This is a genomic window from Actinoplanes sp. NPDC049802 (assembly GCF_040656595.1).
Classification (GTDB): Bacteria; Actinomycetota; Actinomycetes; order Mycobacteriales; family Micromonosporaceae; genus Actinoplanes.
The window spans coordinates 29,685-53,910 of sequence record NZ_JBFAMR010000060.1 but is presented as its reverse complement, the minus strand read 5'-3'; the positions used below and the strand labels follow the sequence as shown (position 1 = coordinate 53,910).

23 protein-coding genes are annotated in these 24,226 nt (G+C 70.8%); 5 read left to right on the top strand and 18 right to left on the bottom strand.

The window, feature by feature from the left end; all coding sequences use genetic code 11:
• The 10 genes from AB0I88_RS31080 to AB0I88_RS31035 all read right to left on the bottom strand — a co-directional run.
• The coding region (locus AB0I88_RS31080) for an ATP-dependent Clp protease ATP-binding subunit (protein ID WP_361032596.1) at positions 1-1,874 on the bottom strand (1,874 nt) is incomplete at its 3' end.
• Between the two features lie 362 nt (positions 1,875-2,236).
• Positions 2,237-2,593, bottom strand: a complete 357-nt coding sequence (locus AB0I88_RS31075) for an Lsr2 family protein (RefSeq protein WP_183224411.1) — start codon at positions 2,591-2,593, stop codon at positions 2,237-2,239.
• Positions 2,594-2,697: 104 nt separating this feature from the next.
• Positions 2,698-4,206, bottom strand: a complete 1,509-nt coding sequence (lysS, locus tag AB0I88_RS31070; protein WP_361032593.1) for a lysine--tRNA ligase — start codon at positions 4,204-4,206, stop codon at positions 2,698-2,700.
• A gap of 56 nt (positions 4,207-4,262) precedes the next feature.
• Positions 4,263-5,021 (bottom strand): type III pantothenate kinase, encoded by a 759-nt coding sequence (locus AB0I88_RS31065; RefSeq protein ID WP_361032590.1) that lies wholly within the window; start codon positions 5,019-5,021, stop codon positions 4,263-4,265.
• Between the two features lie 63 nt (positions 5,022-5,084).
• Positions 5,085-5,942, bottom strand: coding sequence for a carboxylating nicotinate-nucleotide diphosphorylase (gene nadC / locus AB0I88_RS31060; RefSeq protein WP_361032608.1), 858 nt, complete (start codon positions 5,940-5,942; stop codon positions 5,085-5,087).
• 230 nt (positions 5,943-6,172) lie between these two features.
• Positions 6,173-7,822, bottom strand: coding sequence for an L-aspartate oxidase (locus AB0I88_RS31055; protein WP_361032587.1), 1,650 nt, complete (start codon positions 7,820-7,822; stop codon positions 6,173-6,175).
• Positions 7,823-7,884: 62 nt separating this feature from the next.
• On the bottom strand, positions 7,885-8,802 hold the full coding sequence (locus AB0I88_RS31050) for a septum formation family protein (RefSeq protein WP_361032584.1): 918 nt from the start codon (positions 8,800-8,802) through the stop codon (positions 7,885-7,887).
• A 92-nt stretch (positions 8,803-8,894) separates the two neighbouring features.
• Positions 8,895-9,323, bottom strand: a complete 429-nt coding sequence (gene panD, locus AB0I88_RS31045) for an aspartate 1-decarboxylase (RefSeq protein WP_361032581.1) — start codon at positions 9,321-9,323, stop codon at positions 8,895-8,897.
• Positions 9,323-10,156 carry a pantoate--beta-alanine ligase gene (gene panC / locus AB0I88_RS31040; RefSeq protein WP_361032578.1) on the bottom strand — a complete coding sequence of 278 codons (834 nt, stop codon included), beginning with the start codon at positions 10,154-10,156 and terminating at the stop codon, positions 9,323-9,325. Before panC ends, panD begins: the two co-directional genes overlap by 1 nt.
• On the bottom strand, positions 10,153-11,067 hold the full coding sequence (locus AB0I88_RS31035) for a Rossmann-like and DUF2520 domain-containing protein (RefSeq protein ID WP_361032575.1): 915 nt from the start codon (positions 11,065-11,067) through the stop codon (positions 10,153-10,155). The genes panC and AB0I88_RS31035 overlap by 4 nt, the downstream gene beginning before the upstream one ends.
• A gap of 608 nt (positions 11,068-11,675) precedes the next feature.
• Between AB0I88_RS31035 and AB0I88_RS31030 the strand changes: the two genes are divergently transcribed.
• Both AB0I88_RS31030 and AB0I88_RS31025 read left to right on the top strand, forming a co-directional pair.
• Positions 11,676-12,656, top strand: a complete 981-nt coding sequence (locus AB0I88_RS31030; RefSeq protein ID WP_361032572.1) for an SAM-dependent methyltransferase — start codon at positions 11,676-11,678, stop codon at positions 12,654-12,656.
• Between the two features lie 31 nt (positions 12,657-12,687).
• Positions 12,688-13,821 (top strand): NADH-quinone oxidoreductase subunit D, encoded by a 1,134-nt coding sequence (locus AB0I88_RS31025; RefSeq protein WP_361032605.1) that lies wholly within the window; start codon positions 12,688-12,690, stop codon positions 13,819-13,821.
• A 4-nt stretch (positions 13,822-13,825) separates the two neighbouring features.
• Here the strand turns inward: AB0I88_RS31025 and AB0I88_RS31020 are convergent, their stop codons facing one another.
• The 8 genes from AB0I88_RS31020 to folP form a co-directional block, all read right to left on the bottom strand.
• Positions 13,826-15,178: a hypothetical protein gene (locus tag AB0I88_RS31020; protein ID WP_361032569.1), complete on the bottom strand. Its 1,353-nt coding sequence runs from the start codon at positions 15,176-15,178 to the stop codon at positions 13,826-13,828.
• Between the two features lie 299 nt (positions 15,179-15,477).
• Positions 15,478-15,969: a hypothetical protein gene (locus AB0I88_RS31015; protein WP_361032566.1), complete on the bottom strand. Its 492-nt coding sequence runs from the start codon at positions 15,967-15,969 to the stop codon at positions 15,478-15,480.
• Positions 15,970-16,014: 45 nt separating this feature from the next.
• On the bottom strand, positions 16,015-16,299 hold the full coding sequence (locus AB0I88_RS31010; protein ID WP_361032563.1) for a hypothetical protein: 285 nt from the start codon (positions 16,297-16,299) through the stop codon (positions 16,015-16,017).
• A 39-nt stretch (positions 16,300-16,338) separates the two neighbouring features.
• Entirely contained in the window at positions 16,339-17,550 is a 1,212-nt protein-coding gene (locus AB0I88_RS31005; RefSeq protein ID WP_361032560.1) for an ABC transporter permease, read from the bottom strand.
• Between the two features lie 138 nt (positions 17,551-17,688).
• Positions 17,689-18,207: a DUF3180 domain-containing protein gene (locus tag AB0I88_RS31000; protein WP_361032557.1), complete on the bottom strand. Its 519-nt coding sequence runs from the start codon at positions 18,205-18,207 to the stop codon at positions 17,689-17,691.
• Positions 18,204-18,731 carry a 2-amino-4-hydroxy-6-hydroxymethyldihydropteridine diphosphokinase gene (folK, locus tag AB0I88_RS30995; protein WP_361032554.1) on the bottom strand — a complete coding sequence of 176 codons (528 nt, stop codon included), beginning with the start codon at positions 18,729-18,731 and terminating at the stop codon, positions 18,204-18,206. Before folK ends, AB0I88_RS31000 begins: the two co-directional genes overlap by 4 nt.
• Positions 18,728-19,090, bottom strand: coding sequence for a dihydroneopterin aldolase (folB, locus tag AB0I88_RS30990; protein ID WP_361032551.1), 363 nt, complete (start codon positions 19,088-19,090; stop codon positions 18,728-18,730). Before folB ends, folK begins: the two co-directional genes overlap by 4 nt.
• Positions 19,087-19,911 carry a dihydropteroate synthase gene (folP, locus tag AB0I88_RS30985; RefSeq protein ID WP_361032602.1) on the bottom strand — a complete coding sequence of 275 codons (825 nt, stop codon included), beginning with the start codon at positions 19,909-19,911 and terminating at the stop codon, positions 19,087-19,089. The genes folB and folP overlap by 4 nt, the downstream gene beginning before the upstream one ends.
• Positions 19,912-20,273: 362 nt before the next feature.
• On the opposite strand from folP, the gene AB0I88_RS30980 reads away from it, so the two are divergent.
• The 3 genes from AB0I88_RS30980 to AB0I88_RS30970 are packed head-to-tail and all read left to right on the top strand — an operon-like array spanning position 20,274 to position 24,226.
• Positions 20,274-20,537 (top strand): hypothetical protein, encoded by a 264-nt coding sequence (locus AB0I88_RS30980; RefSeq protein WP_183224381.1) that lies wholly within the window; start codon positions 20,274-20,276, stop codon positions 20,535-20,537.
• A gap of 1 nt (position 20,538) precedes the next feature.
• Complete coding sequence (locus AB0I88_RS30975) at positions 20,539-20,901, top strand: hypothetical protein (protein WP_361032547.1); 363 nt, start codon at positions 20,539-20,541, stop codon at positions 20,899-20,901.
• 37 nt (positions 20,902-20,938) lie between these two features.
• A complete protein-coding gene (locus tag AB0I88_RS30970; RefSeq protein ID WP_361032544.1) occupies positions 20,939-24,226 on the top strand; it encodes an ATP-binding protein in 3,288 nt (1,095 codons plus the stop codon).

Below are 24,226 nucleotides of genomic sequence, written 5' to 3'. Positions count from 1 at the left end.
TCGATCTCGTCGAACAGCACCACCGAGAACGGCTTGCGCCGCACCTTCTCGGTCAGCTGACCGCCCTCGTCGTAACCCACGTAGCCGGGAGGCGCGCCGACCAGGCGGGACACCGTGTACCGGTCGTGGAACTCGGACATGTCCAGCTGGATCAGCGCGTCCTCGGAGCCGAACAGGAACTCGGCGAGCGCCTTGGACAGCTCGGTCTTACCGACGCCGGACGGGCCGGCGAAGATGAACGAGCCGGAGGGGCGCTTCGGGTCCTTGAGGCCCGCACGGGTCCGCCGGATCGCCTTGGAGACGGCCTGCACCGCGTCCTCCTGGCCGATGACGCGCTTGTGCAGCTCGTCCTCCATGCGCAGCAGGCGGGAGGTCTCCTCCTCGGTGAGCTTGTAGACCGGGATGCCGGTCCAGTTGCCCAGCACCTCGGCGATCTGCTCGTCGTCGACCTCGGACACCACGTCCAGGTCGCCGGCCTTCCACTCCTTCTCCCGCTGCGCCTTCTGACCGAGGAGGGTCTTCTCCTTGTCACGCAGCTGGGCGGCACGCTCGAAGTCCTGCGCGTCGATCGCCGACTCCTTGTCGCGGCGCACCTGGGCGATGCGCTCGTCGAAGTCACGCAGGTCCGGCGGCGCGGTCATCCGGCGGATGCGCATCCGGGCGCCGGCCTCGTCGATCAGGTCGATCGCCTTGTCCGGCAGGAACCGGTCGGAGATGTACCGGTCGGCCAGCGTCGCGGCCGCGACCAGGGCGGCGTCGGTGATGCTGATCCGGTGGTGCGCCTCGTAGCGGTCGCGGAGACCCTTGAGGATCTCGATGGTGTGCGCCAGCGACGGCTCACCGACCTGGATCGGCTGGAAACGACGCTCGAGGGCGGCGTCCTTCTCCAGGTGCTTGCGGTACTCGTCGAGGGTGGTGGCGCCGATGGTCTGCAGCTCACCGCGGGCCAGCATCGGCTTGAGGATCGACGCTGCGTCGATCGCGCCCTCGGCGGCGCCCGCGCCGACCAGGGTGTGGATCTCGTCGATGAACAGGATGATGTCGCCGCGGGTGCGGATCTCCTTGAGCACCTTCTTGAGGCGCTCCTCGAAGTCACCGCGGTAACGCGAACCGGCGACCAGGGCGCCCAGGTCCAGCGTGTACAGCTGCTTGTCCTTCAGCGTCTCGGGCACCTCGCCCTTGACGATGGACTGCGACAGCCCCTCGACTACGGCGGTCTTGCCGACGCCGGGCTCACCGATCAGGACCGGGTTGTTCTTGGTACGCCGGGACAGCACCTGCATGACCCGCTCGATTTCCTTCTCCCGGCCGATGACCGGGTCGAGCTTGCCCTCCCGGGCGGCCTGGGTCAGGTTGCGGCCGAACTGGTCCAGCACGAGCGACGTGGACGGCGCGGCCTCTCCGGTCGCGGTCCCCGCGGCGGCCGGCTCCTTGCCCTGGTAGCCGGAGAGCAGCTGGATCACCTGCTGGCGGACCCGGTTGAGGTCGGCGCCGAGCTTGACCAGCACCTGGGCGGCGACGCCCTCACCCTCACGGATCAGGCCGAGCAGGATGTGCTCGGTGCCGATGTAGTTGTGGCCGAGCTGCAGCGCCTCCCGCAGGGAGAGCTCAAGAACCTTCTTCGCCCGCGGCGTGAACGGGATGTGCCCGCTCGGCGCCTGCTGCCCCTGGCCGATGATCTCCTCGACCTGCTGGCGGACCCCTTCGAGAGAGATGCCGAGGCTCTCCAGAGCCTTGGCGGCGACGCCCTCGCCCTCGTGGATCAGGCCGAGCAGGATGTGCTCTGTCCCAATGTAGTTGTGGTTGAGCATCCGGGCCTCTTCTTGGGCCAGGACGACAACCCGTCGCGCTCGGTCGGTGAACCGCTCGAACATGCCCTCGTGCTCCTCACGTGCCGTGCGCCAATGCTGAGCTTGTCTCAACAGCTGGCGGGCCAGCGCACGGGCATCGGTGATACCCGTGCTGTAACTCTATCGCCGCTGAGAGGCTCCGCCGGGCCCTCGCGCCCCTTGGAAACGATCCGCAACGTTGATTTAGCCAACTTCGCACGCTCAGCGGCTGTTCCCCCACCCGAACGTGTACGCGTACAGCGAAATCCTGCCGATCCACAGCCTGTGGACAACCCGGTCCACTCCTGTGGATAACCGTAGTGAGTGCGTGGACGGCCCGGCGGTCAAACACGGAGAGGGCGCGCCGACCACGTGGTCGGGGCGCCCTCTCCGAGGCCGAACCGGGATCAGGCCCGGCCGGGACCCTTCTGGTGGAACTCGTCCACGATCTCCTGCGGGATACGGCCACGGTCGGAGATGTCCTTGCCCGACTTCTTGGCCCACTCCCGGATCGCCTTGTTCTGCTCGCGGTCGGCGGTCGCCCCGCCCCGGCCACGCGCCGCGCGACCACCTACCACGACGCCACCCCGGGCCACCTTCGTCCCGGCCTTCACGTAGGGCTCGAAGACCTCCCGCAATTTCGCGGCGTTCTTCTCCGAGAGGTCGATCTCGTACTGAATGCCGTCGAGCGCAAACTTCACGGTCTCGTCGGCGTCAACACCGTCGATGTCATCGACCAGCTTGTGAATGATCTGCTTGGCCACGCGCGGTTATCCTCCCGAACACAGGTTCTCTCCCCAGCAATGGGAGAACAATAACGCCAGGGGCGCATCACCCGTCAATGGCGGGGTGGACAAATACGGGAGGGCTACTCCGGGCGCACCAACGGGAAGAGGATCGTTTCCCGAATGCCCAGCCCGGTCAGCGCCATCAACAGCCGGTCGATTCCCATTCCCATGCCACCGGACGGCGGCATTCCGTACTCCATGGCACGGAGGAAATCCTCGTCCAGCTGCATCGCCTCGGCGTCGCCACCGGCCGCGAGCAGGGACTGGGCGTGGAACCGCTCGCGCTGGATCACCGGGTCCACCAACTCGGAATAGGCGGTGGCGAGTTCGAATCCACCGACGTACAGGTCCCACTTCTCGGTGAGGCCCGGGGTGGTCCGGTGCGGGGCGGTGAGCGGAGCGGTCTCCTCCGGGAAGTCCCGGACGAAGGTGGGCGCCCGCAGGTCGTCCGCCACCAGGTGCTCGAAGAGTTCCTCGGCCAGCTTTCCGGCGCCCCACTTCGGGTCCACCGAGAGCTGGACCTTCTCCGCGTACCGCTGGAGCTGCGCGAGGTCGGTCCGAATGGTCACCTCCTCGCCGAGCGCCTCCGAGATCGCGCCGAAGAGGGTGACCTGCGCCCACTCGCCGCCCAGGTCGATCTCGGTGCCGTCGTGGTGGGTGACCACGTGCGAACCGGAGACGGCGACCGCGGCCTCCTGAATCCACTCCCGGACCTGCACCTGCATGACGTTGTAGTCGGCATACGCCTGATACGCCTCGAGCATGGCGAACTCCGGAGAGTGCGTGGAGTCCATGCCCTCATTCCTGAAGTTCCGGTTGATCTCGAAGACCCGCTCGATGCCGCCGACCACGGCTCGCTTCAAAAACAGTTCCGGAGCGATCCGCAGATAAAGATCGGTATCGAGTGCGTTGCTGTGCGTCACAAACGGGCGGGCCGCCGCGCCACCGTGCAGCAACTGCAACATCGGCGTTTCCACCTCGAGATAATTCCGGCGGAACAGCGACTCGCGCAGGCTGCGGACCACCGCGGCGCGCGAACGCACCACGTCACGCGCCTGCGGGCGCACGATGAGATCGACATAACGCTGCCGCACCCGGGTCTCCTCGGAAAGCGGCTTGTGCGCGACCGGGAGCGGCCGCAGCGCCTTGGCGCTCATCCGCCACTCGTCAGCGAGAACCGACAGCTCGCCGCGCCGGCTGCTGATCACCTCGCCGGTGACCGCGACCAGGTCGCCGAGGTCGACCACGCCCTTCCAGTCGGCCAGCGCCTTCTCCCCCACCTTGTCCAGCGAGAACATCGCCTGGATCTCGCTGCCGTCACCGGCGCGGAGCGTGGCGAAGCACAGCTTGCCGCCGTTACGCACGAAGATCACCCGGCCGGTGATCGACACCTTGTCGCCGGAGGCGGTGTCGGTCGGCAGGTCCGCGTAACGGGCACGGATATCGGCGATCTCGTCGGTCCGCGGGACCTCGACCGGGTAGGGCGGCACGCCCTCGGCGAGCAACCGGTCCCGCTTCGACCGGCGGACCCGCATCTGCTCGGGAAGGTCCTCGGCGGGGTCGATCGCTGGCGTGTTCTGCTCGGTCACGGCAAGACTTCCTGTGTAGGTCTGAGCTGGGGCCCTGAAAGCCTACTCAGCCGAGTTCAGACGTTCCGCTCATATACCATCCGCAGCCCGATCAGCGTGATCATCGGCTCGTGCGCGGTGATGGTGCGGCACTCCTCCTTCACCACCCAGGCCAGGCCGCCGGTGGCGATGACCGCGCGGACCGGGCCGATCTCCTCGATCATCCGCTCGACGATCCGGTCCACCTGCCCGCCGAAGCCGAAATAGAGGCCGGCCTGCAGGCACTCCACCGTGTTCTTGCCGATCACCGAACGCGGCTTGATCGGCTCCACCTTGCGCAACTGGGCGGCGCGGGCCGCGAGCGCGTCGAAGGAGATCTCGATCCCCGGAGCGAACGCCCCGCCGAGGAACTCGCCCTTCGCGCTGATCAGGTCGAAGTTGGTGGTGGTGCCGAAGTCGACCACGATCGACGGTCCGCCGTAGAGAGTGTGCGCGGCCAGGGTGTTGACCACCCGGTCGGCGCCCACCTCCTTGGGGTTGTCGATGGCCAGCTGCACACCGGTCTTCACCCCCGGCTCGACGATCACGTTGGGCAACTCGCCGTAGTAGCGCTTCAGCATGGTGCGCAGGTTGCGCAGCGCGGCCGGCACGGTCGAACAGGCCGCCACCCCGGTGATCTCCACGGCGTCGCCGGCGAGCAGGCCACGGATCTTCAGGCCCAGCTCGTCGGCGGTCGAGGCGGCATCGGTCTTGATCCGCCAGTTGTGCACCAGCTTGTCGCCGTCGAACGTCGCCAGCACGGTGTTGGTGTTGCCGATGTCAATGCAGAGCAGCACGCCAGGCCCCTAAGAGTCAAAATCAAGACCCCTATTTTGTACGCGGCGCGGCGCGCCCCCGCGTCAACGGGGACGGAGGTCCAGGGCGATGTCGAGAATCGGCGACGAGTGGGTCAGCCCACCCACCGACAGATAGTCCACCCCGGTGGCGGCGTAGGCGGCCGCCGTCTCCAGCGTCAGGTTGCCGGTCGCCTCCAGCTCGACCCGGTCGCCGACCGCACCGACCACCTCGGTCAGCAGCTCAGGCGACATGTTGTCGCAGAGCAGGAAGTCCGCCCCGGCCGCCACCGCCTCCTCCGCCTCGGCCAGCGTGGTCACCTCGACCTGCACCGCCACGTCCGGGAAGGTGGCCCGCACCAACTCGTACGCGGCCGTGATGCTGCCCGCCGCCAGCTTGTGGTTGTCCTTGATCATGGCGACGTCGTACAGGCCCATGCGCTTGTTGGTGCCGCCACCGGCACGGACCGCGTACTTCTCCAGCACCCGCAGGCCGGGGGTGGTCTTACGGGTGTCCAGCACCGTGGCGCCGGTGCCCTCCAGCCGATCCGCCCACCGGCGGGTGTGAGTGGCGACGCCGGACATCCGGCACAGCAGGTTGAGGGCGGTGCGCTCGGCGGTCAGCAGCGCCCGGGTGGGGCCCGTGATCACCGCGAGCACGTCGCCACGACGGACCCGGTCGCCGTCGGACACGATCGCCTCGAAGGTGGCCGCCCCCGCCGACGTGACAGCGAAGACCTCGGCCGCCACCAGCAGGCCGGCCACCACGCCGTCGGCGCGGGCCACCAACTCGGCGGTGTCGGTCTGGTCGGCCGGGATGGTGGACTCGCTGGTCACGTCCCGGGGCGGGGTGCCGAGGTCCTCGGCCAGCGCGGTCAGCACGATCCGCTGCACCTCGAGAAGATCGAGTCCCAGGTCGGCCACGGCGGCGTGGTCGTCGGGAAGCGGCTCGGCCGGGGAGAGCGTGCCGCTGTCGGGAACCTGCGAATCAGTCATGCTGTGCCTCCCGGCCCTTGCTTCGCTGCGGTGCAGTCGATCACGCTGTGCCTCCCTGGGCGTGCTCTCCCGGCCCTTGCTTCGCCGCGGTGCAGTCGATCACGCTGTGCCTCCCTGGGCGTGCTCTCCCGGCCCTTGCTTCGCCGCGGTGCAGTCGATCACGCCATCTCCTCGAAGGTCTGGGTCAGGGCGCCGTCGGGCGCGACGGCGTTGAGCAGGTGGCCGCGCCACTCGTCGGCGGCGGCCGGGTGGTCCTCACGCCAGTGGCAGCCGCGGGTCTCCCGGCGGGTCCGGGCCGACGCCACCAGCGCGGCGGAGACGGTCAGCAGGTTGGTGGCCTCCCAGGCGGCGGTGCTGGGGTGGGACCGCTGCTCGGCGAGACGGGTCAGCTCCTTGGCCGCGGTGTCCAGCGAGTCGGCGGAGCGCAGCACCCCGGCGCCGCGGGTCATGGCACGCTGCAACTCGGTGCGGATGGCCGGGTCGGCGACCCAGGCCGGGCCGGTGGCCGAGGTGCGGGCCGGTTCGGCCTGCGGGGGCAGCTCGCGGGCGATGTCGTCGGCGATCCGCCGGGCGAAGACCAGACCCTCCAGCAGCGAGTTGCTGGCCAGCCGGTTGGCGCCGTGCACGCCGGTGCAGGCGACCTCGCCGCACGCGTACAGGCCGTCGATGCTGGTGCGGCCGTGCAGGTCGGTGCGTACGCCACCGGAGGCGTAATGGGCGGCCGGCGCGACCGGGATCAGGTCGGTGGCCGGATCGACGCCGTCGCCGCGGGTGGACGCCATGATGGTCGGGAAGCGGCTCTCCAGGAACTCCCGGCCCAGGTGCCGCGCGTCCAGGTAGACGTGGTCGGCGCCGGTGGCCCGCAGCACCCGGTAGATGCCCTTGGCGACCACGTCGCGGGGCGCCAGTTCGGCCAGCTCGTGCTGCCCGACCATGAACCGGGTGCCGGACTCGTCGACCAGGTGGGCGCCCTCGCCGCGCAGCGCTTCCGAGATGAGCGGGCGCTGCACCGAGTCGGTCTGGGAGGTCATGAAGGACGTGGGGTGGAACTGCACGAACTCGACGTCGGTGACCTCGGCGCCGGCCCGCAGCGCGAGCGCCACGCCGTCGCCGGTGGAGACCGACGGGTTGGTGGTGGAGGAGAAGATCTGGCCCATCCCGCCGGTGGCCAGCACCACGGCCCGGGCCAGGACCGCGCCGACGCCGTCCTCGGTGCCCTCACCGAGCACGTGCAGGGTGATGCCGCACGCCCGGCCGTCGGCGGAGCGCAGCAGGTCGAGCACGAGCGCGTGTTCGACGCGGCGGATCCACGGGTCGCGGCGGACCGCGGCGTGCAGGGCGCGCTGCACCTCGGCGCCGGTCGCGTCGCCGCCGGCGTGCACGATCCGGTCGGCGCGGTGACCGCCCTCGCGGGTCAGCATGAGCGAACCGTCCGGGTTGCGGTCGAACTCGGCGCCCCGGCGGATCAGCTCCCGGATCCGGGCCGGGCCCTCCTCGACGAGCACGCGCACGGCCGCCGGGTCGCAGAGCCCCACCCCGGCGATCTCCGTGTCGTACGCGTGAGCCTGCGGCGAGTCCAGCGGATCGAGCACGGCCGCGATCCCGCCCTGCGCCCACCGGGTCGACCCGTCGTTGATGTTGACCTTGGTGACGACCGTGACGTGCAGGCCCTGTTCCCGCAAGTAGAGAGCCGCGGTCAACCCGGCGATACCGGATCCGACCACGACGACGTCGGTGGTCTCGGTCCAGCCTGGCTCGGCGGCGGCGAGCCGGCGGGGCAGCGCCGGTAGATCGGCGAGAGGTGACATGTGTTTCAGTACACTCCGCCCCTACGGACCCGTCGCGCCGGGGGCACCGTCAGTGGTCATCGTTACTTGTACTGGACCGGAAGGACCTTCGTCCCCTTGCCCTTGAGCGACGAGGTCAATTCGGCACCGTCCAGCCACAGGTAGCAGCGGACCCCGTGATCGCCCTGCGCCCACACGTCGGCGTTGCCGGGCAGCGACACCACCCCGGTGCGGTATCGCAGGTTGCCGTCGACCGGCACCCCCACGTAGGAGGCGGCCACCGTACGGCAGCCGTCGTGGAACTCCTCCCAGGCCGCGTCGCCCTTCGGGTAGGAGACCTTGGCCGGCGCGGTCCAGATCCCGGCGAACTCGGCGTTGTGCTTGTCGGCGCATTCGGTGGGCGGCATCGTGCTGATCGCCCCGGCGTCGTCGAGTTCGATGGCGTAGCAGGTCAGCAGCAGGTCGGAATCCTTGGCGGCGAGCGCGCCGCGTACGGTGCCGGAGCGCTGTGCCAGGGCGCCGTCGTCCTCTATCGAGTCGAGCTCGACCACCTCGCACCGGAACCAGCGGGCCCCGCCGCTCCACGCGGCGGGCGAGGGATGGGTGACGCCGATCCAGAGCCGGGCGTGACGCCAGGGGCCGCCCACGTACTCGGTGGTCTTCTCGTCGCACGTCCGGTAGGCGGCGCGGGCGCCGGCCGAGGTGCCGGCCGGTGGTTCGGCGGCCTCGCTCGCGGGCGCGGTGTATTCGCCGACGTGCACGGTCTCGGTGCGGTGCTCGACGGCGCAGTCGACCTCTTCGTACGTGGCGCGCGGCCCGGAGACGGCGAAGTTGGAGAGGTGGCAGGTCTGGGCGGACGGCACGAAGCCGGTGGCCGGGGCCATCGCTCCCCAGTCGTTGGTCAGGTCGCCGTCGACGTCTCCGCCGGTGCCGCAGGCGCCGACGCACAGCAGGGCGGCGGCCGTGGCGGCGATTCCGGGGGTGCGCGGACGGAATCGCATGAGCCGTGCCTCCCGAGCAGCCCGGTGACCGTATCCGATTTGCCGACTATATGGGCATCGGAGCCGCTCGGGAGGACGGATCCGCCAAAGAGCTACCCGACAGCCCGGGCCAGATCGCCGCGCACCAGGTCACCGGCCATGCCGGCAACGGCCTCGGCCGGGTCCGCGCCCAGCTCGATGACCCGGTTGGCGGCGTCCACGTGCACGACCCTCGGCTGGTAGGCGCGCGCCTCGGCGTCGTCCATCTGCCCGTACGAGATCAGGATGACCAGGTCGCCCGGATGCACCAGATGCGCGGCCGCCCCGTTGATGCCGATCACGCCGCTGCCCCGCTCCCCGGGGATCACGTACGTCTCCAGCCGCGCCCCGTTCGTCACGTCGACGATCGCTACCTGCTCACCGGGAATCAGATCGGCCGCCTCGAGCAGATCCAGGTCGACGGTGACCGAACCGACGTAGTGCAGGTCGGCCTGCGTCACGGTGGCCCGGTGAATCTTCGACTTGAGCATGGTCCGAAGCATCAGGCGATCTTCTCCAGGGTCAGCGGAACGTTGTCGATGAGCCGGGTGGCGCCGACCCGGGCCGCCACCAGCAGGCGGGCCGGGCCCTCGTCCGGGACCGGTCCGAGGTCCGGGCCGGTCAACTCCAGGTAGTCCACGCGTACCCCCGGCTCGTCCGCCAAGATCTTGCGGGCGACGGCCAGGACCGACGCGGGATCGCGCCGCGCGGCCCCCTCGCGCAGAGCGTGGGACAGGGCCAGAGCGGATCGCCGCTGGTCCGGCGAAAGATACCGGTTACGGCTGGAAAGGGCGAGACCATCCTCTTCCCGTACGGTGGGGACGCCCACGATCTCGACCGGCAACTCCAGGTCGCGCGCCATCCGGCGGACCAGCGCCAACTGCTGGAAGTCCTTCTCCCCGAAACAGGCGACCCCGGCCCGGGTGAGCATCAGCAGCTTCTCGACCACCGTGAGCATCCCGGAGAAATGGCCGGGACGGCTCGCGCCCTCCAGGATCTCGCCGAGCGGGCCCGGGTGCATGGTGATCGACGGCTGCCCGTGCGGGTAGACGTCGTCCCGGCTCGGCGCGAACACCAGGTCCGCGCCCTCGGCCCGGCAGGCGGCCAGATCCTCGTCGAGGGTGCGCGGGTACTTCTCGTAGTCCTCGTTCGGCCCGAACTGGAGCGGGTTCACGAAGATCGTCACGACCACGTAGGGGCAGCGTTCCCGGGCCACCCGCATCAACTGCCGGTGCCCCTCGTGCAGAGCGCCCATCGTCATCACGACGGCGATCTCACCGGGCACGGCGTCCAGGGCCGTCGCCAGCTCACCCCGGGTGTGCACCAGAGTCGTCATGCCGTCCCCCATTTCGCGCGCTCTGCGGGCCCCTGCTTCGCCACGGTACGGCCGGTCGCGGGATGCCCCGCCCCGGCGCGGGCCAGCACGTCGAGCAGCGCGGTGGCGTCCCGCGGGCGCAGCCGGCCCGAGGTGATCGCCCGGTCCGCGGTGCGCCGGGCCATCGCCAGGTAAGCCGGCACCGCCTCGGCCGGCATCCGGTCCAGGTGCTTGCCGACCGTGCCGGCGTCACCGCGGGAGACCGGGCCGGTCAGAGCGTCGTCACCCATCCGCAGCGCGTTCTCCAGCGCCGCCGTCAGCAGCGGGGCCAGCACCCGGCCGGGCTCGCCCACCCCCGCCGCGCGCAGCACGTCGGCAGCCTCGTTGACCAGGGTGACCAGGTGGTTCGCGCCGTGGGCGAGAGCCGCGTGGTAGACCGGGCGGGACTCCTCGGCGATCCACTCGGGCACGCCACCCAGGTCGGCCACCAGCCGGGTGGCGAACGCCCGGTCCGGCGCCGTCACCCCCCAGGCGATACCGGGAAGCCGGTCCAGGTCGGAGTCCGCGCCGGTGAAGGTCATCGCGGGGTGCAGGGCCATGCCGTTCACATCGCCCAGAACCGCGAGTCCGTGAGCCCCTGAGGTGTGCGCCACCGCCTGGCCCTCGTGCAGCGCCCCGGTCCGGGACAGGCCGGCGACCACCCCGGCGAGCGTGTCATCCGGAACGGCCAGCAGCAGCAGATCGGTGGCCGCGCGAGCCACCTCGTCAGCGGGACGGATCGCGGCGCCCGGCAGCAGGCGGGCGGCTCGCTCACGGGAGGCGGCCGAGACGGCCGCGGCGGCGACCACCCGGTGGCCGGCCGCGTTCAGAGCGGCGCCCAGCACGGCGCCGACCCGGCCGGCGCCCACGACGCCGACGGTCAAAGAATTCATCTGGATCCAGTCCTCGTGTAATGGGGTACCGGTCGGCGTCAGTATGCGCCGCGTTCACACATCCGTAGCAACCACCTGTGAAGTACCGCACGGCCCTCGAGAAGCGTGTCCACCGTCACCTATCGACGCCACACCACCGGGTTCAGGCGCTGTCGCGACCTTTCATGGCCGGGCTCCGTTTCTCGCCGCCGGCTTTTCTTTTCCGTACGCGCGACCTCGTCCCGCCTTTCGGACCGTCCCGACTGTTCGATGCCGGCTCGCTGCCCACTCCAGCCTGTGCCGCGCCCACCGGGCTGAGATCGGTGGTCCCGCAGGCCGGCCGACTGCCCACGCACTCGTCTGCCGCCGCTCCTGGCCAACCCCTGGCCGGCCCCAGATCTGCCTCACGGGACCTGAGACCGGCCCCGAGAACCACCCGGGCCTGGACAGTCTTGGGCGACCGGCGGCTGGATCTCAGGGTTGACTCACGGGGCAGGAGACAGCTTTGAGATCCAGCCGGGAATCAGCCCGGCGCGGGCGCTACGGCCCGGTGTGGCAGGTGGCCGCGGTCGCCCACGGCGGTACGGGTAGGCGTACGAAAGGATGGTTTTGATCTGAAGGGTTTCGGGATGGCTATCGGGTGGCGGACGGCGATGCGGGCCGCGCTGTATGGCAGTGATGGGTTCTTCGTGCGGACAGACGAGAGGCCAAGCGATCACTTTCGGACCAGCGTGCACTCGTCGCCGCTGTTTGCCGGTGCCGTCGCGCGGCTCGTTCAGTGGATGGACGAGGCGCTCGGTCATCCGGCGGCATTCGATCTGGTGGATGTGGGCGCCGGGCGCGGGGAGCTGATCACCGCGCTGCTCCGGACGCTGCCGGAGGAGCTGGCCGGGCGGGTGGTGGCCACCGCGGTCGAGGTCGCGCCCCGCCCGGAAGGACTGGATCCGGCGGTGCGGTGGCGGCGTGATGTCCCGGAGGGTGTCACCGGGCTGCTGGTGGCTACCGAATGGCTGGACAACGTGCCGCTCGACGTGCTGGAGACGGACGGGGACGGACGACTGCGGAAGGTGCTCGTGGACCCGGCGACAGGCGCCGAGTCGCTCGGCGCGGAAGCCGACCCGGCTGATCGTTCATGGACAAGCCGCTGGTGGCCGCAAGCGGGCCGCGTCGAGGTGGGCCGGCACCGGGACGTGGCGTGGGCGGACGCGGTCGGAGCGATCGAGCGTGGCGCGGCACTGTGCGTTGACTACGGGCACGTGAAGGCGGAGCGGCCGGCCTTCGGGACGTTGACCGGATTCCGGCAGGGACGGCAGGTTCCGCCGGTGCCGGACGGCGGCTGTGACGTCACGGCGCACGTGGCGATGGACTCGGTGGCCGCGGCGACCGGCCTTCCCCATCGGATGCTCCGGCAGCGGGAGGCGCTGCGGGCCCTCGGCGTGGACGGTTCCCGGCCGCCGCTGGAGATGGCCTGGACCGACCCGGGCGGCTATCTGCGGGCGCTCTCCGCAGCCGGTGCGGCCGCCGAGTTGACCGACCCGGCCGGACTCGGCGGACACTGGTGGCTCTGGCACAGCGTCGGTCTCGGCGACCATGGCACGATGCTCTGGTGACCCCATCCGACAGCGGACCGACGGCATGACCATGCGGGAGATGACAGTAGGCACCGGCGCCGGCCTGGACACGGCCGACATGGTGCTCAACATCGGGCCGCAGCACCCGTCCACGCACGGTGTGCTAAGGCTCAAGCTGACCCTCGACGGCGAGCGGGTGGTCGCCTGTGAGCCGATCGTCGGCTACATGCACCGGGGCGCCGAGAAGCTGTTCGAGGTGCGCGACTACCGGCAGATCATCATGCTGGCGAACCGGCACGACTGGCTGTCGGCCTTCTCCAACGAGCTGGGCGTGGTCCTCGCCGTCGAGCGGCTGATGGGCATCGAGGTGCCGGAGCGCGCCACCTGGCTGCGGATGGCCCTCGCCGAGTTGAACCGGGTGCTCAACCATCTGATGTTCCTCGGCTCCTACCCGCTGGAGATCGGCGCGATCACGCCGATGTTCTACGCCTTCCGCGAGCGGGAGACGTTGCAGGCGGTGATGGAGGAGGTCTCCGGTGGCCGCATCCACTACATGTTCAACCGGGTCGGCGGCCTGAAGGAGGAGATCCCGGCCGGGTGGACCAAACGGGCCCGGCAGGCGGTCGCCGCGGTCCGGCGGCGGATGCCCGACCTCGACCGGGTCATCCACCGCAACGACATCTTCATGGCCCGCACCGTCGGGATCGGGGTGCTCAGCGCCGCGGACGCGGCCGCCTACGGCGCCTCCGGGCCGGTCGCCCGGGCCAGCGGACTGGACTTCGACGTACGCCGGGACGAGCCCTACCTCTTCTACGGGGAACTGGCCGTTCCGGTGGTGACGCGTACCTCCGGGGACTGTCACGCCCGCTTCGAGGTGCTGTTGGAGCAGGTGTACGTCTCCCTCGACCTGATCGACGCCTGCCTCGACCGGGTGGACCGGATCGGCGGCCCGGTCAACGTGCGGCTGCCGAAGGTGGTCAAGGCGCCGGAGGGGCACACGTACGCCTGGACCGAGAACCCGCTCGGGGTGAACGGCTACTACCTGGTGTCCCGCGGCGAGAAGACGCCGTGGCGGCTCAAACTGCGGACCGCCTCCTACGCCAACGTGCAGGCGCTGGCCACGCTCATCCCCGGCTGTCTGGTCCCCGACCTGATCGCCATCCTCGGCTCGATGTTCTTCGTGGTCGGGGACATCGACAAGTGACCGGTCACCAGTTCTCCTGGTTGCTGTAACCGGGGTAGCTCGCGAAGTCGGCGAGAGTGCCGACGTTGGTGTCGTTCGCGGACGGGCGGTGGCGGCGGGCCTTGTAGTCGGAGGTGGGCTCCTCGTAGCCGTTCGCTCCGGCGTACCCGTCGGTGGCGCCGAAATCGCCGTCGGGGGATTCCGGGCGGCCGTACTGCGGGCCCGGCCGGACGGCCGCGGCGGCGCGAGCCGGTACCGGTGGCGCGATCATGCCGTTCGGGCCGGGCGGGACGATCCCCCCGTTCGGGCCGGGCGGAACGACCGCGGCGGCGGCGCGGGGCCTCGGCATCGGGGCGGCGGGCGCGACCGGGGACATGGGCACCGCGGCCGCCGCCGCAACAGGTGGCATGGGCACCGCGGCCGCCGCCGCGACGGGTGGCATGGGCACCGCGGCCGCCGCCGCGACGGGTGGCATGGGCACCGCGGCCGCCGCCGCGACGGGTGGCATGGGCACCGCTGCCGCCGCCGCGGCTACTCGGGCCACCGAAGCAGTGCCCGCGTTGGGCTGCGGGATCGGCGCGCTCGCCCGGCCGGCCGGGGCGTTTCGGGCGGGCGAGACCGGCTGGACGATGCCGGGCACCGAGGCACGGCCGTTGGTCGGCTGCGGCACGAAGTCCTGCTGGTATTCGCCGTACCCGGCCTGATCGCCGTAACCGCCCTGGCCGTAATCGCCCTGGTCATAGGCGTTCTGGTCATAGCCGGTCTGGTCATAACCGGTCTGTTCGTAGGCTGACTGGTCGTAGGCGGCCTCGTCGAATCCGGCCTCGTCGAATCCGGGTGGCGCCCCGAACTCGGCGGCGCCCGGCGAGACCGGCTGCGGAACGAGGTCGGCGTGCGCGAACTCCGGCTGCGACTCGAAGCCGGGCTGGTGCACGAACTGCGGGCGGCGTCCGTAGTCGGTCTGCGGCGCGAACTCCGGCTCCGGCTCGAACCCGCCACCGTAGACGGGCTCCGGCGGCACGGCGACCTGGGCCCGGCCGCCCGGCGTGCGCATCGGCAGCGGCGGCCGTGGTTCGGCGGGGGCGGGGGCGGCTGTGGGTGCGGCGAATTCGGCCCGCAACTCCCGCCGCAACGCCTCGACCTCTTCCGCGACCCGGTCCTCGACGTCCATCCGGAGCAACACCGGATCGCTGCGAACCAGCACCGACGCGCCGATCAGCACGACACTGACCGCGATCAGCACGACCGCGAACCGGACCGAGTTCGAGTTGCCACCGATCAGCACGACGGCGGCCGCCATCGGGGCGAGAACCACTCCCGCCCAGACGAGGCCACGCAGCAGCCGTGTGCTGTGTCCTTGTGAGTCTCGTTCCGGCATGGCCGGAGATGTTACCGAGAGTGCGCCCGCGAACAAACCGCCCATCGGTGTGTGGATTTCGGGTGCGGTTCGCACCCGAAATCCACACACCGGGTTGTGCCAGCGGGCGGCGTGCCGGACGCCGGTCTCAGCAGGCGCCAACCGCCGCCCGCCGCGGCCGCAGCGGGCAACCGGCGGACGCCGAAACCGGCAGGGCAGCCCGCCGGACACCGAGCTCAGCGGGCAGCGCGCCGGACACCGAACTCAGCGGGCGGCGCGCCCGACACCGAACTCAGCGGGTGCCGCGCCCGACACCGAACTCAGCGGGTGCCGCGCCAGCCGCCGAGGGAGGCCAGGCCGACGATCCAGCCGACGAACAGCCCGTACTGGGCGCCGGCGCCGGCCGCGTTGAAGGCGCCGAGCAGCGACGGATTGCTCAGGAACAGGGTGGCCAGCAGTGCGGCGAACCCGCCGGCGAAGATGTACGCGGCCCAGCCGGCGAAGAACTGGCTGATCGTGCCGCGGGCCCGGGCCAGCTGTGAGCCGGGCAGCAGGACGAGGAAGAGCGCGGTCAGCACGACCACCAGGATCGCCTTGAGGTCACCGACGATCACGTCACGCAGTGAGTCGTCGGTGTCGAAACTCCAGTGCGGCCAGGCCAGCAGCCGCAGCCACCAGCCCCCCGCGGTGCCGGGGGACGTGTTCTCCTGCGCCCAGTCGGCGTACCAGGGGCTGCCGAAGACGAGGACGAGTATCAGCGCGGCAAGAGTGCCCGCACCGGGTGCGGTCTTGTACCGATTACCGAGAGCCATGTCCCCGCGATTTCCCGCGGCGGCAGGGTTTTCAAACGACGAACGTCACTGTTTGCTCAGGTAGTCGATGAACGCGGCACGCAGCAGCGGCTCTTGCGGACCGAGGTCGCGGCCCTCGAACTCCCGCCAGAGGGCGACCGCCTCGTCGACCGTGGGCCCGATCGAGTGGGGCGCCCCGTCCAGCGAGGCGGCGTCACCGGCGTCCGGCAGGTGCCGCAGCACCTGCCAGAAGAAGGCGATGTCGTGTCTTGCCCGTGCCTTGGCGAAGGCCTGCTCGCGCAGGGCCTCGGTGGGCAGTGCGTCCAGTTCGGCAAAGCTGGGCAAGGTCATGTCCGAAAGCATAGGTCAGCGGGTGACGCCCCACGGGGGTCATCCCCAACGGTCGCTGCGCGGCGCGGGGGTGGCCGGCGAGTTCCAGGTCTCCGGCAGTGTGGGCGACCAGGCGGTGCCGTTGGACGCCGCGGCGTTCCACTCCTCGCCGGCCGCCGGTTGGTACGGGGCGCCGAACGACTCGACGAACCGGGTCACGACGAGGCCGGCCGTGAAGACCGCCGCGGCGATCGCGAACAGGGCGATCTGGAGGTCGAGACGGTCGGAGTACTCCAGGAAGAGGGTCAGCGCGGTCACCGCGAACAGGGTGCCGAAGATGCCGCCGCGCCGCCCGTACGCGCTGGTGCCGGCGAGCAGGGCCAGGCCGAGCGCGATGCCGGTCCACTCGAGGCCGGTGTCCGGCTGGATCGGGCCGTCCGCCTGGGTGGCGAACAGCACGCCGGCGCCGACCGCGAAGAGCGACGAGATGATCAGGGCGAACACGGCCGGGACGGCGGCGGCGACACCGCGACGGCGGGCCGGGTCGCCGACCGGGCGCATCCGGCCGACGAAACGGCGGATCGGGCCGATCGCGCCGATCGCGCCGCCCAGCACGGCGAGCAGCGCGAAGCCGCCGAAGAACAGAAACGCCTTACCGGTCGGGTCCCAGTCGCCCTGCACGACGACCGGTGCGGGCCGCATCTGGATGTAGACGATGACGCCGAACCCGGCGGCCAGGGTGGCGGCCCAGCCGGGAACGTGCAGCACGACCACCAGGGCGGCGACCAGGAGCGCGCCGGCGGCCGCGATGATCAGCGCCGGGACGAGGGCCTTGGCCACGCCCTCGTCGCCGTTCTCCGCGTACTGGAAGGCGGCGGCCAGGGCGATCGGGCCGAGGGCGAGGTTCGGCACTCCGGCCCGCAGGGTGAGCCCGGCGCCGAGGGTGAGCAGGCCGATCGCGGCGCCGGTGACCAGCAGCGCGTCCAGGGCGGGACGCTGGAGGGCGGCCGCGTCCTCCCGGTTCAGCAGGAATCCGAGGACGCCCGCGGCGACCAGCAGCATGACCTCCCAGCCGAGGTGGATGCCGAGCCGGTCGCGGCCGTCGTCGGTCACGGCCGGGATGGCGCCGGTGGTGGTCACCGGGCTCCGCAGGGACTGGTCGAGGGTGTCGCCGACGGTGTCGTCGTACTGCACCCGGCGCCGGTAGGCGGCCGGATCGGTCTCGGTCGTCTCGTCACCGGGCCGGCGGAAGGTGGTGTCGTCGTACGCCATGATCCGCGCCTCCTTACGCCTCCACGAGCGGTTCGAGGCGCACGCTACTCCGGCTGTGTGCCGCCCGCCGCAAAGCATACGGAAACGAGATGGCCTCAGTTCAGAGGCCAACTCACGTCGAAGATCATCGACGGCTTGTCAACGGCGATTCACTTCGTCGTCCTCCCGGTCCGGGCGGTCCGGGACCCGGCAGGCGCGCTCCAGCCAGAGCGCCGCGGCGATCAGCGCGACGGCGGCGGCGAGGGTGGTCACCGCGACCGGCACGTTGGAGGCGGCTTCCTCGGTGGTCTCCAGCAGCAGTCCGACGAGCAGGCCACCGGTGAACCCCGCGGACAGGGCGCCGACCAGGGAGGACGCCTTGGCGAGAGCGGCATACCGGGCGACGGCCAGCGGCTGGACCGGCGGCGCCCCCGGTTTGCGCTGGATCCGGGCGCTGGTGCTCTGCGCCAGGTAGGCCTCGGCGACGGCGAGCACGCCCAGCACGCCCGCGCCGGTCCAGGGCAGCGGTGATATGTGGTAGAAGAGGTCGTTCGTGGAGATCAGCAGCCAGCCCGCCGCCGCGGCCGCCAGTGCGGCCACGATCAGCGCCGACGCGCTGGTCGGCCGGAGCGACGGATCGGTCCGGCGCGAGGGGTCGTTGCCCGGGTTGACGCTCACTCCATCGACTCTAACGACAAGTCCGGGCGGGGCGTGACACCGGCGAGGTCGGCGGCGACGCCGGGCGTGTCCAGCAGCGCGGCGACCGGGCCGTGTCCCGGCAGCTCGGCCCGCGGATCCACGGCCAGCCACGGCGCCAGCACGAAGGCCCGCAGGTGGGCGCGCGGGTGCGGCAGGGTGAGCTCGGGGTCGTCGTCGAGGATCGGGACGCCGTCGGACCGGCGGACCACGATGACGTCGACATCCAGGGTGCGCGGCCCGAATCGTCGCTCCGGGTCACGGACCCGGCCTTCGGCCGCCTCGCACGCGCGTGCCCGCTCCAGCCAGTCGCGCGGGGCCGCGCTCCGATCGTCCACCAGGACCACGGCATTGAGGTACGGCGGTTGCGCGCCGTCTCCCCAAGGGGGCGTCTCGTAGACCCCGGAGACGGCGGTGACACTGTCGCCGAGCATCGCGACGGCGGCCCGCAGGTGGGCGAGCCGGTCACCCAGATTCCCGCCGATGGAGAGGACCGCGCTGGTCATGAACGCCCTCGCCGCAGGGTGACGGCCACGTCGGCGAACTCGTGCGGGATCGGTGCCTGCGGCTTGTGCACGGTCACCTCGGCGGACGCCACCCGCGGGTCGGCGAGGCACACGTCGAGGAGCCGGCCGGCGAGCCGTTCCAGCAGGTTGACCGGCTCGCCGGTGAGCACCGCGACCAGGGCGGTGGCCAGTTCGCCGTAGTGGACGGTGTCGGCCACGTCGTCGCTGCGGGCGGCCGGGCCCAGGTCCAGGTCGAGGGTCACGTCGACCACGAAGTCCTGGCCCTCGGCCCGCTCGAAGTCGTAGACGCCGTGATGGCCGCGGGCCCGCAGGCCGGTCAGCGTGATCCGCCCGGTCATCGCCGCTCCTTCGCTCCGTGACGGATCGCCGGTGCTCCCGTCGCCTGCCAGACGGCGAGCGCGTCGGCGGTCGCCCGTACCTCATGAACGCGCACTCCCCAGGCGCCGGCGGCGACCGCGAGTAGAGAGGTGGCGAGGGTGGCCGCCTCGCGGCCGTCCACCGGCCGCGGTGTGCCGTCCGGCCCGGCGAGCAGGCGGCCCAGGTAGGTCTTGCGACTGGCCGCGAAGAGAACCGGGAAACCCAGATCGACGAGTACGTCGAGACGTGCGCTGAGCGCCCAGTTGTGCTCCGGCAGCTTGGCGAAGCCCAGTCCCGGGTCGAGGACGATCATCGCGGGGTCGACGCCGGCCGCGATCGCGTCGTCGGCGCGGGCCCGCAACTCGTCGCGGACCTCGGTGACGACGTCGCCGTACACCGCCAGCTTCTGCATCTCGCGGGAGTGGCCGCGCCAGTGCATCAGGATCCACGGGCATCCGGCGGCCGCCGCGACCGATGCCATGCCCGGGTCGGCGAGGCCCCCGGAGACGTCGTTGATCACCGCGGCGCCGGCTGTGAGCGCCGCCTCGGCGACCGCCGCACGGGTGGTGTCGATGCTGACCGGTACGCCCTGGGCGAACAACCCCTCGATCACCGGGACGACGCGGGCGATCTCGGTGGCGGCGTCCACACGCTCGGCTCCCGGCCTGGTGGACTCGCCACCGACGTCGATGACGTGCGCACCGTCGGAAAAAAGTGCGATGCCGTGTTGAACCGCGGCGTCGATGCCGGTGTATCTCCCACCGTCAGAGAAGGAGTCCGGCGTGACGTTGAGGACACCCATCACGACCGGGTGATCCCGGCGAAGCAGTTCAGCCCCTGTGAGCTGCGCGTCTGTCGGCGAAGTGGACACACGTGAAGGGTACGGGGCGGCGGTTGTTCGAACACGCGTACGATGGCGTGTAACGAGGATTCACGCACTCCTTCACCTTGGGTAACGAAACGGGCGCTTGTTGCTCGCATGTCCGGGCCGTACTCTTCGGATCTGGGCATCATGAAGTGACCGAAGAGAGCAGAGACGAGCATGGCAGTGCCCGAACGGCTCACTCGACGCGGTGAGTCAGAGGTAGCACCATATGGGCGTTGCCGTACGGCTTCACAACTGCAGTGTGTCCGCACCCCCCACGGACACCGGGAGGTTTACCGATGATCGCCACCGAGATCGCCATCCTGGCCGCCGAGCCAGCGGGCAACATCAACACCGAAGGCATCGTCACCTTCTTCGCGAGCAATATCGCACCGATCCTGCTCGCGGTCCTCGGCGTGATCTTCATCGGCCGGGCCAGCAAGGGCGAGATCTCCAAAGTGCTCACCAGCTCGGCGATCGCGATCGTGGGCCTGGCGTTCATCGCCGGCGCCGCGACGCTGTTCTTCGTCGGCGAGTCGATCATCGACCTGATCTTCAACTGAGATGCGGCTCCGGACCGACGACGACATCTACCGGGCGCGCCTGGTCTATCTCGGCCCGCCCGGCTACACACTGCCCATCCACCTGCCATATGCGCAGTACGGGATGTTCGTCGTACTCGTACCGGTCTTCATGTTCCTGCACTACCTGATCACACTCGAGTTCGACCCGTTCCCGGCCTGGGAGATCGCCCTGGCCATGGTCACCACGTCGTACGTGTTTCGTCACGTCGACCCCGACCGGCCGGCCCGGGCTGTGATCAAGACCGCGCTCACCGACTGGCGCCGCACCCGCGAGCCCGCCGTGGAGCAACGCGATCCCAGACTTGTCGCCACTCGCATCCGGGTTCGGGAGGAGTTGGTATGACCAGTTGCCGGTTCGTCCACGCGCACGAGGTCCACGCATGACCGGAACGTTTCCGCACGGGCATCCCCGAGCGGACGCCTCGTCCCCGGGCAGGCAGAGTAACGGTGTGCGTTCGGACGACTACTCCCGGCCCGGCCCGGCCGACGACGCCGACGAGTTCGTCACCGCGCCCGGGCACGGCGGGGTGGGCGTCTTCCAAGCCCCGCAGCCGGTCCGCCCGCGAGGCTCCGCGATGGACTCCACGCTGGACATCGACTCGCCCTTCCTCGACCTCTTCGGTGGCGCACCCGGTCCCCGATCGGGTGAAGCTCAGCCGATCCCGGCCGCACCGCCCGCTCCTTACACCCCGCCACCGCCGGCGGAGACGTCGCGCGGGTGGAACGGCGCACCCTTCACCCGGGCGCCGGTCGGCCCCGAACCGGACTTCTTCCAGGAGAACGGTCAGGCCCCCGCCCCGGATGTGGACGACGACGAGTGGACCGACTTCGAGGACTGGCCACCGCCGCCCACTCCGGCCGGCCCCGCCGTGGCCCCGCCGGCCGACCCGGTTCCGCTGTGGCAGGCCCCGATGGCGGCCGCGCCCGCCTCCCCGGCGCCGGTCTCCGCCGCACCGGTCTCCGCCGTGCCGATGTCCGCGGCGCCCGTCTCCGCCGAGCCCGCGCCGCTGCCGGTGCCCGTCCCGGAGAAGGCCCCGGCCCGCCGCAAGGAGAAGGCGCCCGCCAAACGCAAGGAGGGCCGCGAGCCGAAACCGGCCCCGGTCCGCGCGCCGAAGTTCAAGTTCAACGACCGTGACCCGTCCGTCGAACTGGCCATCAGCGAGATCGCCGGGCATCTGACGTTCACCCAGAGCACCGTCACCGCGTGGTACCACCTGCCCGAAGTGCGCTGGGCCTTCCGCCCCGACGCCGAACGCGAGGCCCTGCTCAGCGCCATCTCCGAGCAGTACGCCGGACTCGCCGGCTTCCGCCTGCACCTGCGCCGCACCACCCGGCCCTTCCCGGCCGACGAGTGGGCCCGCACCGTCGACTCGTTCACCACCAAACCGCTCGCCGACGTGCACGGCGCCACCTCCTGGTCCGACCACCTGGTCGCGGCGCAACGGCACCTGCTGTCGGTCAACCACGCCGAGGGGCAGACGTACCTGGGCGTGACGTTCGCGCGGCGGTCACTCGGCGACACCTTCTCCGAACGGATCCTGCGAGCCTTCGGGCGCGGCACCTCCGACGGGGAACGGCGCAAACTCGGCCGCACCGTCGAACAGTTCGACGAGGTGCTCAACGCGTTCGGCATGCGCGGCCGCCGGGTCACCCCGCAGGAACTGGAATGGCTGCTCTACCGGTCGGTGGCGCTGTGCATGGCCCCGCCCGGGCTGCTCTCCCCGGTCACCAACGGCCACTGGGAGACCGGCGACCTGCTCGCCCTCACCGAACAGGTCGAGCGCTACCGGACGCCGTACGGTTCGACGGTCAAGCTGGTCAACCGGATGTCCGGGGAGGAACGGCACGTCGCCGTGCTCTCCGTCGGCCGGATGGAACCGCTGGAGATCCCGGAGAAGCACGAGCCGTGGATGCACTTCCACGAACGACTGCCCTGGCCCATGGAAATCTCCTCGCGGATCGACATCCTCGGCTCCGGCAGCTCCTTCAAGAACCTCGAACACCGGCTCCGGATGATCCGATCCCAGCAGCTCGACTACGCCGAACACGGCATCGACGCGCCACCCGAGCTGGAACGGCTCGCCAAACGGGCGCTCGTCATCGGCGACGAGATGACCACCGGACTGCCCGTCGAGTCGGCCCGCGCCCACGGATGGCACCGGATCGCGGTCGGCGGCGCCACCCGCGAGGAGTGCCTCGAACGAGCCCGGCGCCTGATCCAGCTCTACTCGCGGGAGATGCGGATCTCGCTGCAACACCCGAAGAACCAGGACCAGCTGGCCCGCGAGTTCATCCCCGGCGAGCCCATCGCCAACACCGGATATGTACGCCGGATGCCGGTCAAACTGCTCGCCGCAGCCCTCCCACAGGCGGCGTCCACGGTCGGTGACCGGCGCGGAGACCTGATCGGGCGTACCTCGGGGACCTGCCGACGGCCCGTCTTCCTCGACCTGCACTTCCCCATGGAGGTGCGGGAACGCTCCGGGCTCGGCGTCTTCGTCGCCGAACCGGGCGGCGGCAAGTCGACCCTGATGGGCGCCCTCGGCTACCTCAACGCGCGCCGCGGAGTGCAGGTCACCCTGCTCGACCCGTCCGGGCCACTCGCGCGGCTGTGCCAGATGCCGGAGTTGCGGCCGTACTCACGGGTGCTCAACCTGACCGGTTCCGAACAGGGGACGCTCGCGCCGTACTCACTGATCCCGACGCCGGTGCGCTCCGAGTTCCCGACCGGGCCGGCCGGCGACCGGGAGTACGAGATCGCCGTCTCCAACGCGCGGGCCGAGCGGCGGATGCTCGTACAGGACATCTGCTCGATGCTGGTGCCGCCACAGGTCGCCAAGGAGGCCTCCACCGCCACCCTGCTGCGCCACGCGGTGCGACAGGTGCCGGCCGAGGAGACCTCCACGCTGGACGACGTCGTGCGTACCCTCCAGGGTCTTGACGACGACGAGGGCAAGGAACTCGCCAACCTGCTCCTCGACACCGCAGAGATGCCGCTCGCGCTGCTCTTCTTCGGGCACCCGCCGCAGCACCTCCTCGGCGCCGACGCGGCGCTCACCGTCATCACCATGGCCGGCCTGCGACTGCCCGACCTCAAGATCGAGCGAGAGTACTGGTCGGCGGAGGAATCCCTCGCCCTGCCGATGCTGCACACCGCACACCGGCTCGCCGTCCGCCGCTGCTACGGCGGATCGATGTCCTCCCGCAAGATGGTCGGCCTGGACGAGGCCCACTTCATGGAAGGCTGGCGCTCCGGCCGGTCGTTCCTGGTCCGCCTCGCCCGCGACTCCCGGAAATGGAACCTGGCCGCCCTCGTGGCGTCCCAGAACCCCCGCGACATCCTCGGCCTGGACGTGCAGAACCTCGTCTCCACCGTCTTCGTCGGCCGGATCGCCGAAGACCAGGAGATCGCATCCGAGGCGCTCCGGCTCCTGCGGGTGCCGGTCCACGACGGGTACGAGGCGACGCTCGCCTCCCTCTCCCAGATCGACACGTCCTCCCAGCACCGGCTCGGCTTCCGCGAGTTCGTGATGCGGGACGTGGACGGACGCGTCCAGAAAGTGCGCGTCGACGTTTCGTACGTCGACGGGCTGCTCGAACATCTGGATACGACACCGGGTGTGGCACCGCCTACCGTTGTGCCGCTCCCGTCCGACCTGGAGGTTTGA

What these genes read in the sequence shown, in the direction of transcription:
- folB (WP_361032551.1), bottom strand. Translation starts at nt 19,090, where the DNA reads ATGACCGGGCGGATCACGCTGACCGGCCTGCGGGCCCGCGGCCATCAC.
- AB0I88_RS30980 (WP_183224381.1), top strand. Translation starts at nt 20,274, where the DNA reads ATGATCGCCACCGAGATCGCCATCCTGGCCGCCGAGCCAGCGGGCAAC.
- panD (WP_361032581.1), bottom strand. Translation starts at nt 9,323, where the DNA reads ATGCTTCGGACCATGCTCAAGTCGAAGATTCACCGGGCCACCGTGACG.
- AB0I88_RS31055 (WP_361032587.1), bottom strand. Translation starts at nt 7,822, where the DNA reads ATGTCACCTCTCGCCGATCTACCGGCGCTGCCCCGCCGGCTCGCCGCC.
- AB0I88_RS30975 (WP_361032547.1), top strand. Translation starts at nt 20,539, where the DNA reads ATGCGGCTCCGGACCGACGACGACATCTACCGGGCGCGCCTGGTCTAT.
- AB0I88_RS30970 (WP_361032544.1), top strand. Translation starts at nt 20,939, where the DNA reads ATGACCGGAACGTTTCCGCACGGGCATCCCCGAGCGGACGCCTCGTCC.
- AB0I88_RS31035 (WP_361032575.1), bottom strand. Translation starts at nt 11,067, where the DNA reads ATGAATTCTTTGACCGTCGGCGTCGTGGGCGCCGGCCGGGTCGGCGCC.
- panC (WP_361032578.1), bottom strand. Translation starts at nt 10,156, where the DNA reads ATGACGACTCTGGTGCACACCCGGGGTGAGCTGGCGACGGCCCTGGAC.
- AB0I88_RS31010 (WP_361032563.1), bottom strand. Translation starts at nt 16,299, where the DNA reads ATGACCTTGCCCAGCTTTGCCGAACTGGACGCACTGCCCACCGAGGCC.
- AB0I88_RS31025 (WP_361032605.1), top strand. Translation starts at nt 12,688, where the DNA reads ATGCGGGAGATGACAGTAGGCACCGGCGCCGGCCTGGACACGGCCGAC.
- AB0I88_RS31020 (WP_361032569.1), bottom strand. Translation starts at nt 15,178, where the DNA reads ATGCCGGAACGAGACTCACAAGGACACAGCACACGGCTGCTGCGTGGC.
- AB0I88_RS31015 (WP_361032566.1), bottom strand. Translation starts at nt 15,969, where the DNA reads ATGGCTCTCGGTAATCGGTACAAGACCGCACCCGGTGCGGGCACTCTT.
- AB0I88_RS31050 (WP_361032584.1), bottom strand. Translation starts at nt 8,802, where the DNA reads ATGCGATTCCGTCCGCGCACCCCCGGAATCGCCGCCACGGCCGCCGCC.
- AB0I88_RS31005 (WP_361032560.1), bottom strand. Translation starts at nt 17,550, where the DNA reads ATGGCGTACGACGACACCACCTTCCGCCGGCCCGGTGACGAGACGACC.
- AB0I88_RS31030 (WP_361032572.1), top strand. Translation starts at nt 11,676, where the DNA reads ATGGCTATCGGGTGGCGGACGGCGATGCGGGCCGCGCTGTATGGCAGT.
- folP (WP_361032602.1), bottom strand. Translation starts at nt 19,911, where the DNA reads ATGGGTGTCCTCAACGTCACGCCGGACTCCTTCTCTGACGGTGGGAGA.
- folK (WP_361032554.1), bottom strand. Translation starts at nt 18,731, where the DNA reads ATGACCAGCGCGGTCCTCTCCATCGGCGGGAATCTGGGTGACCGGCTC.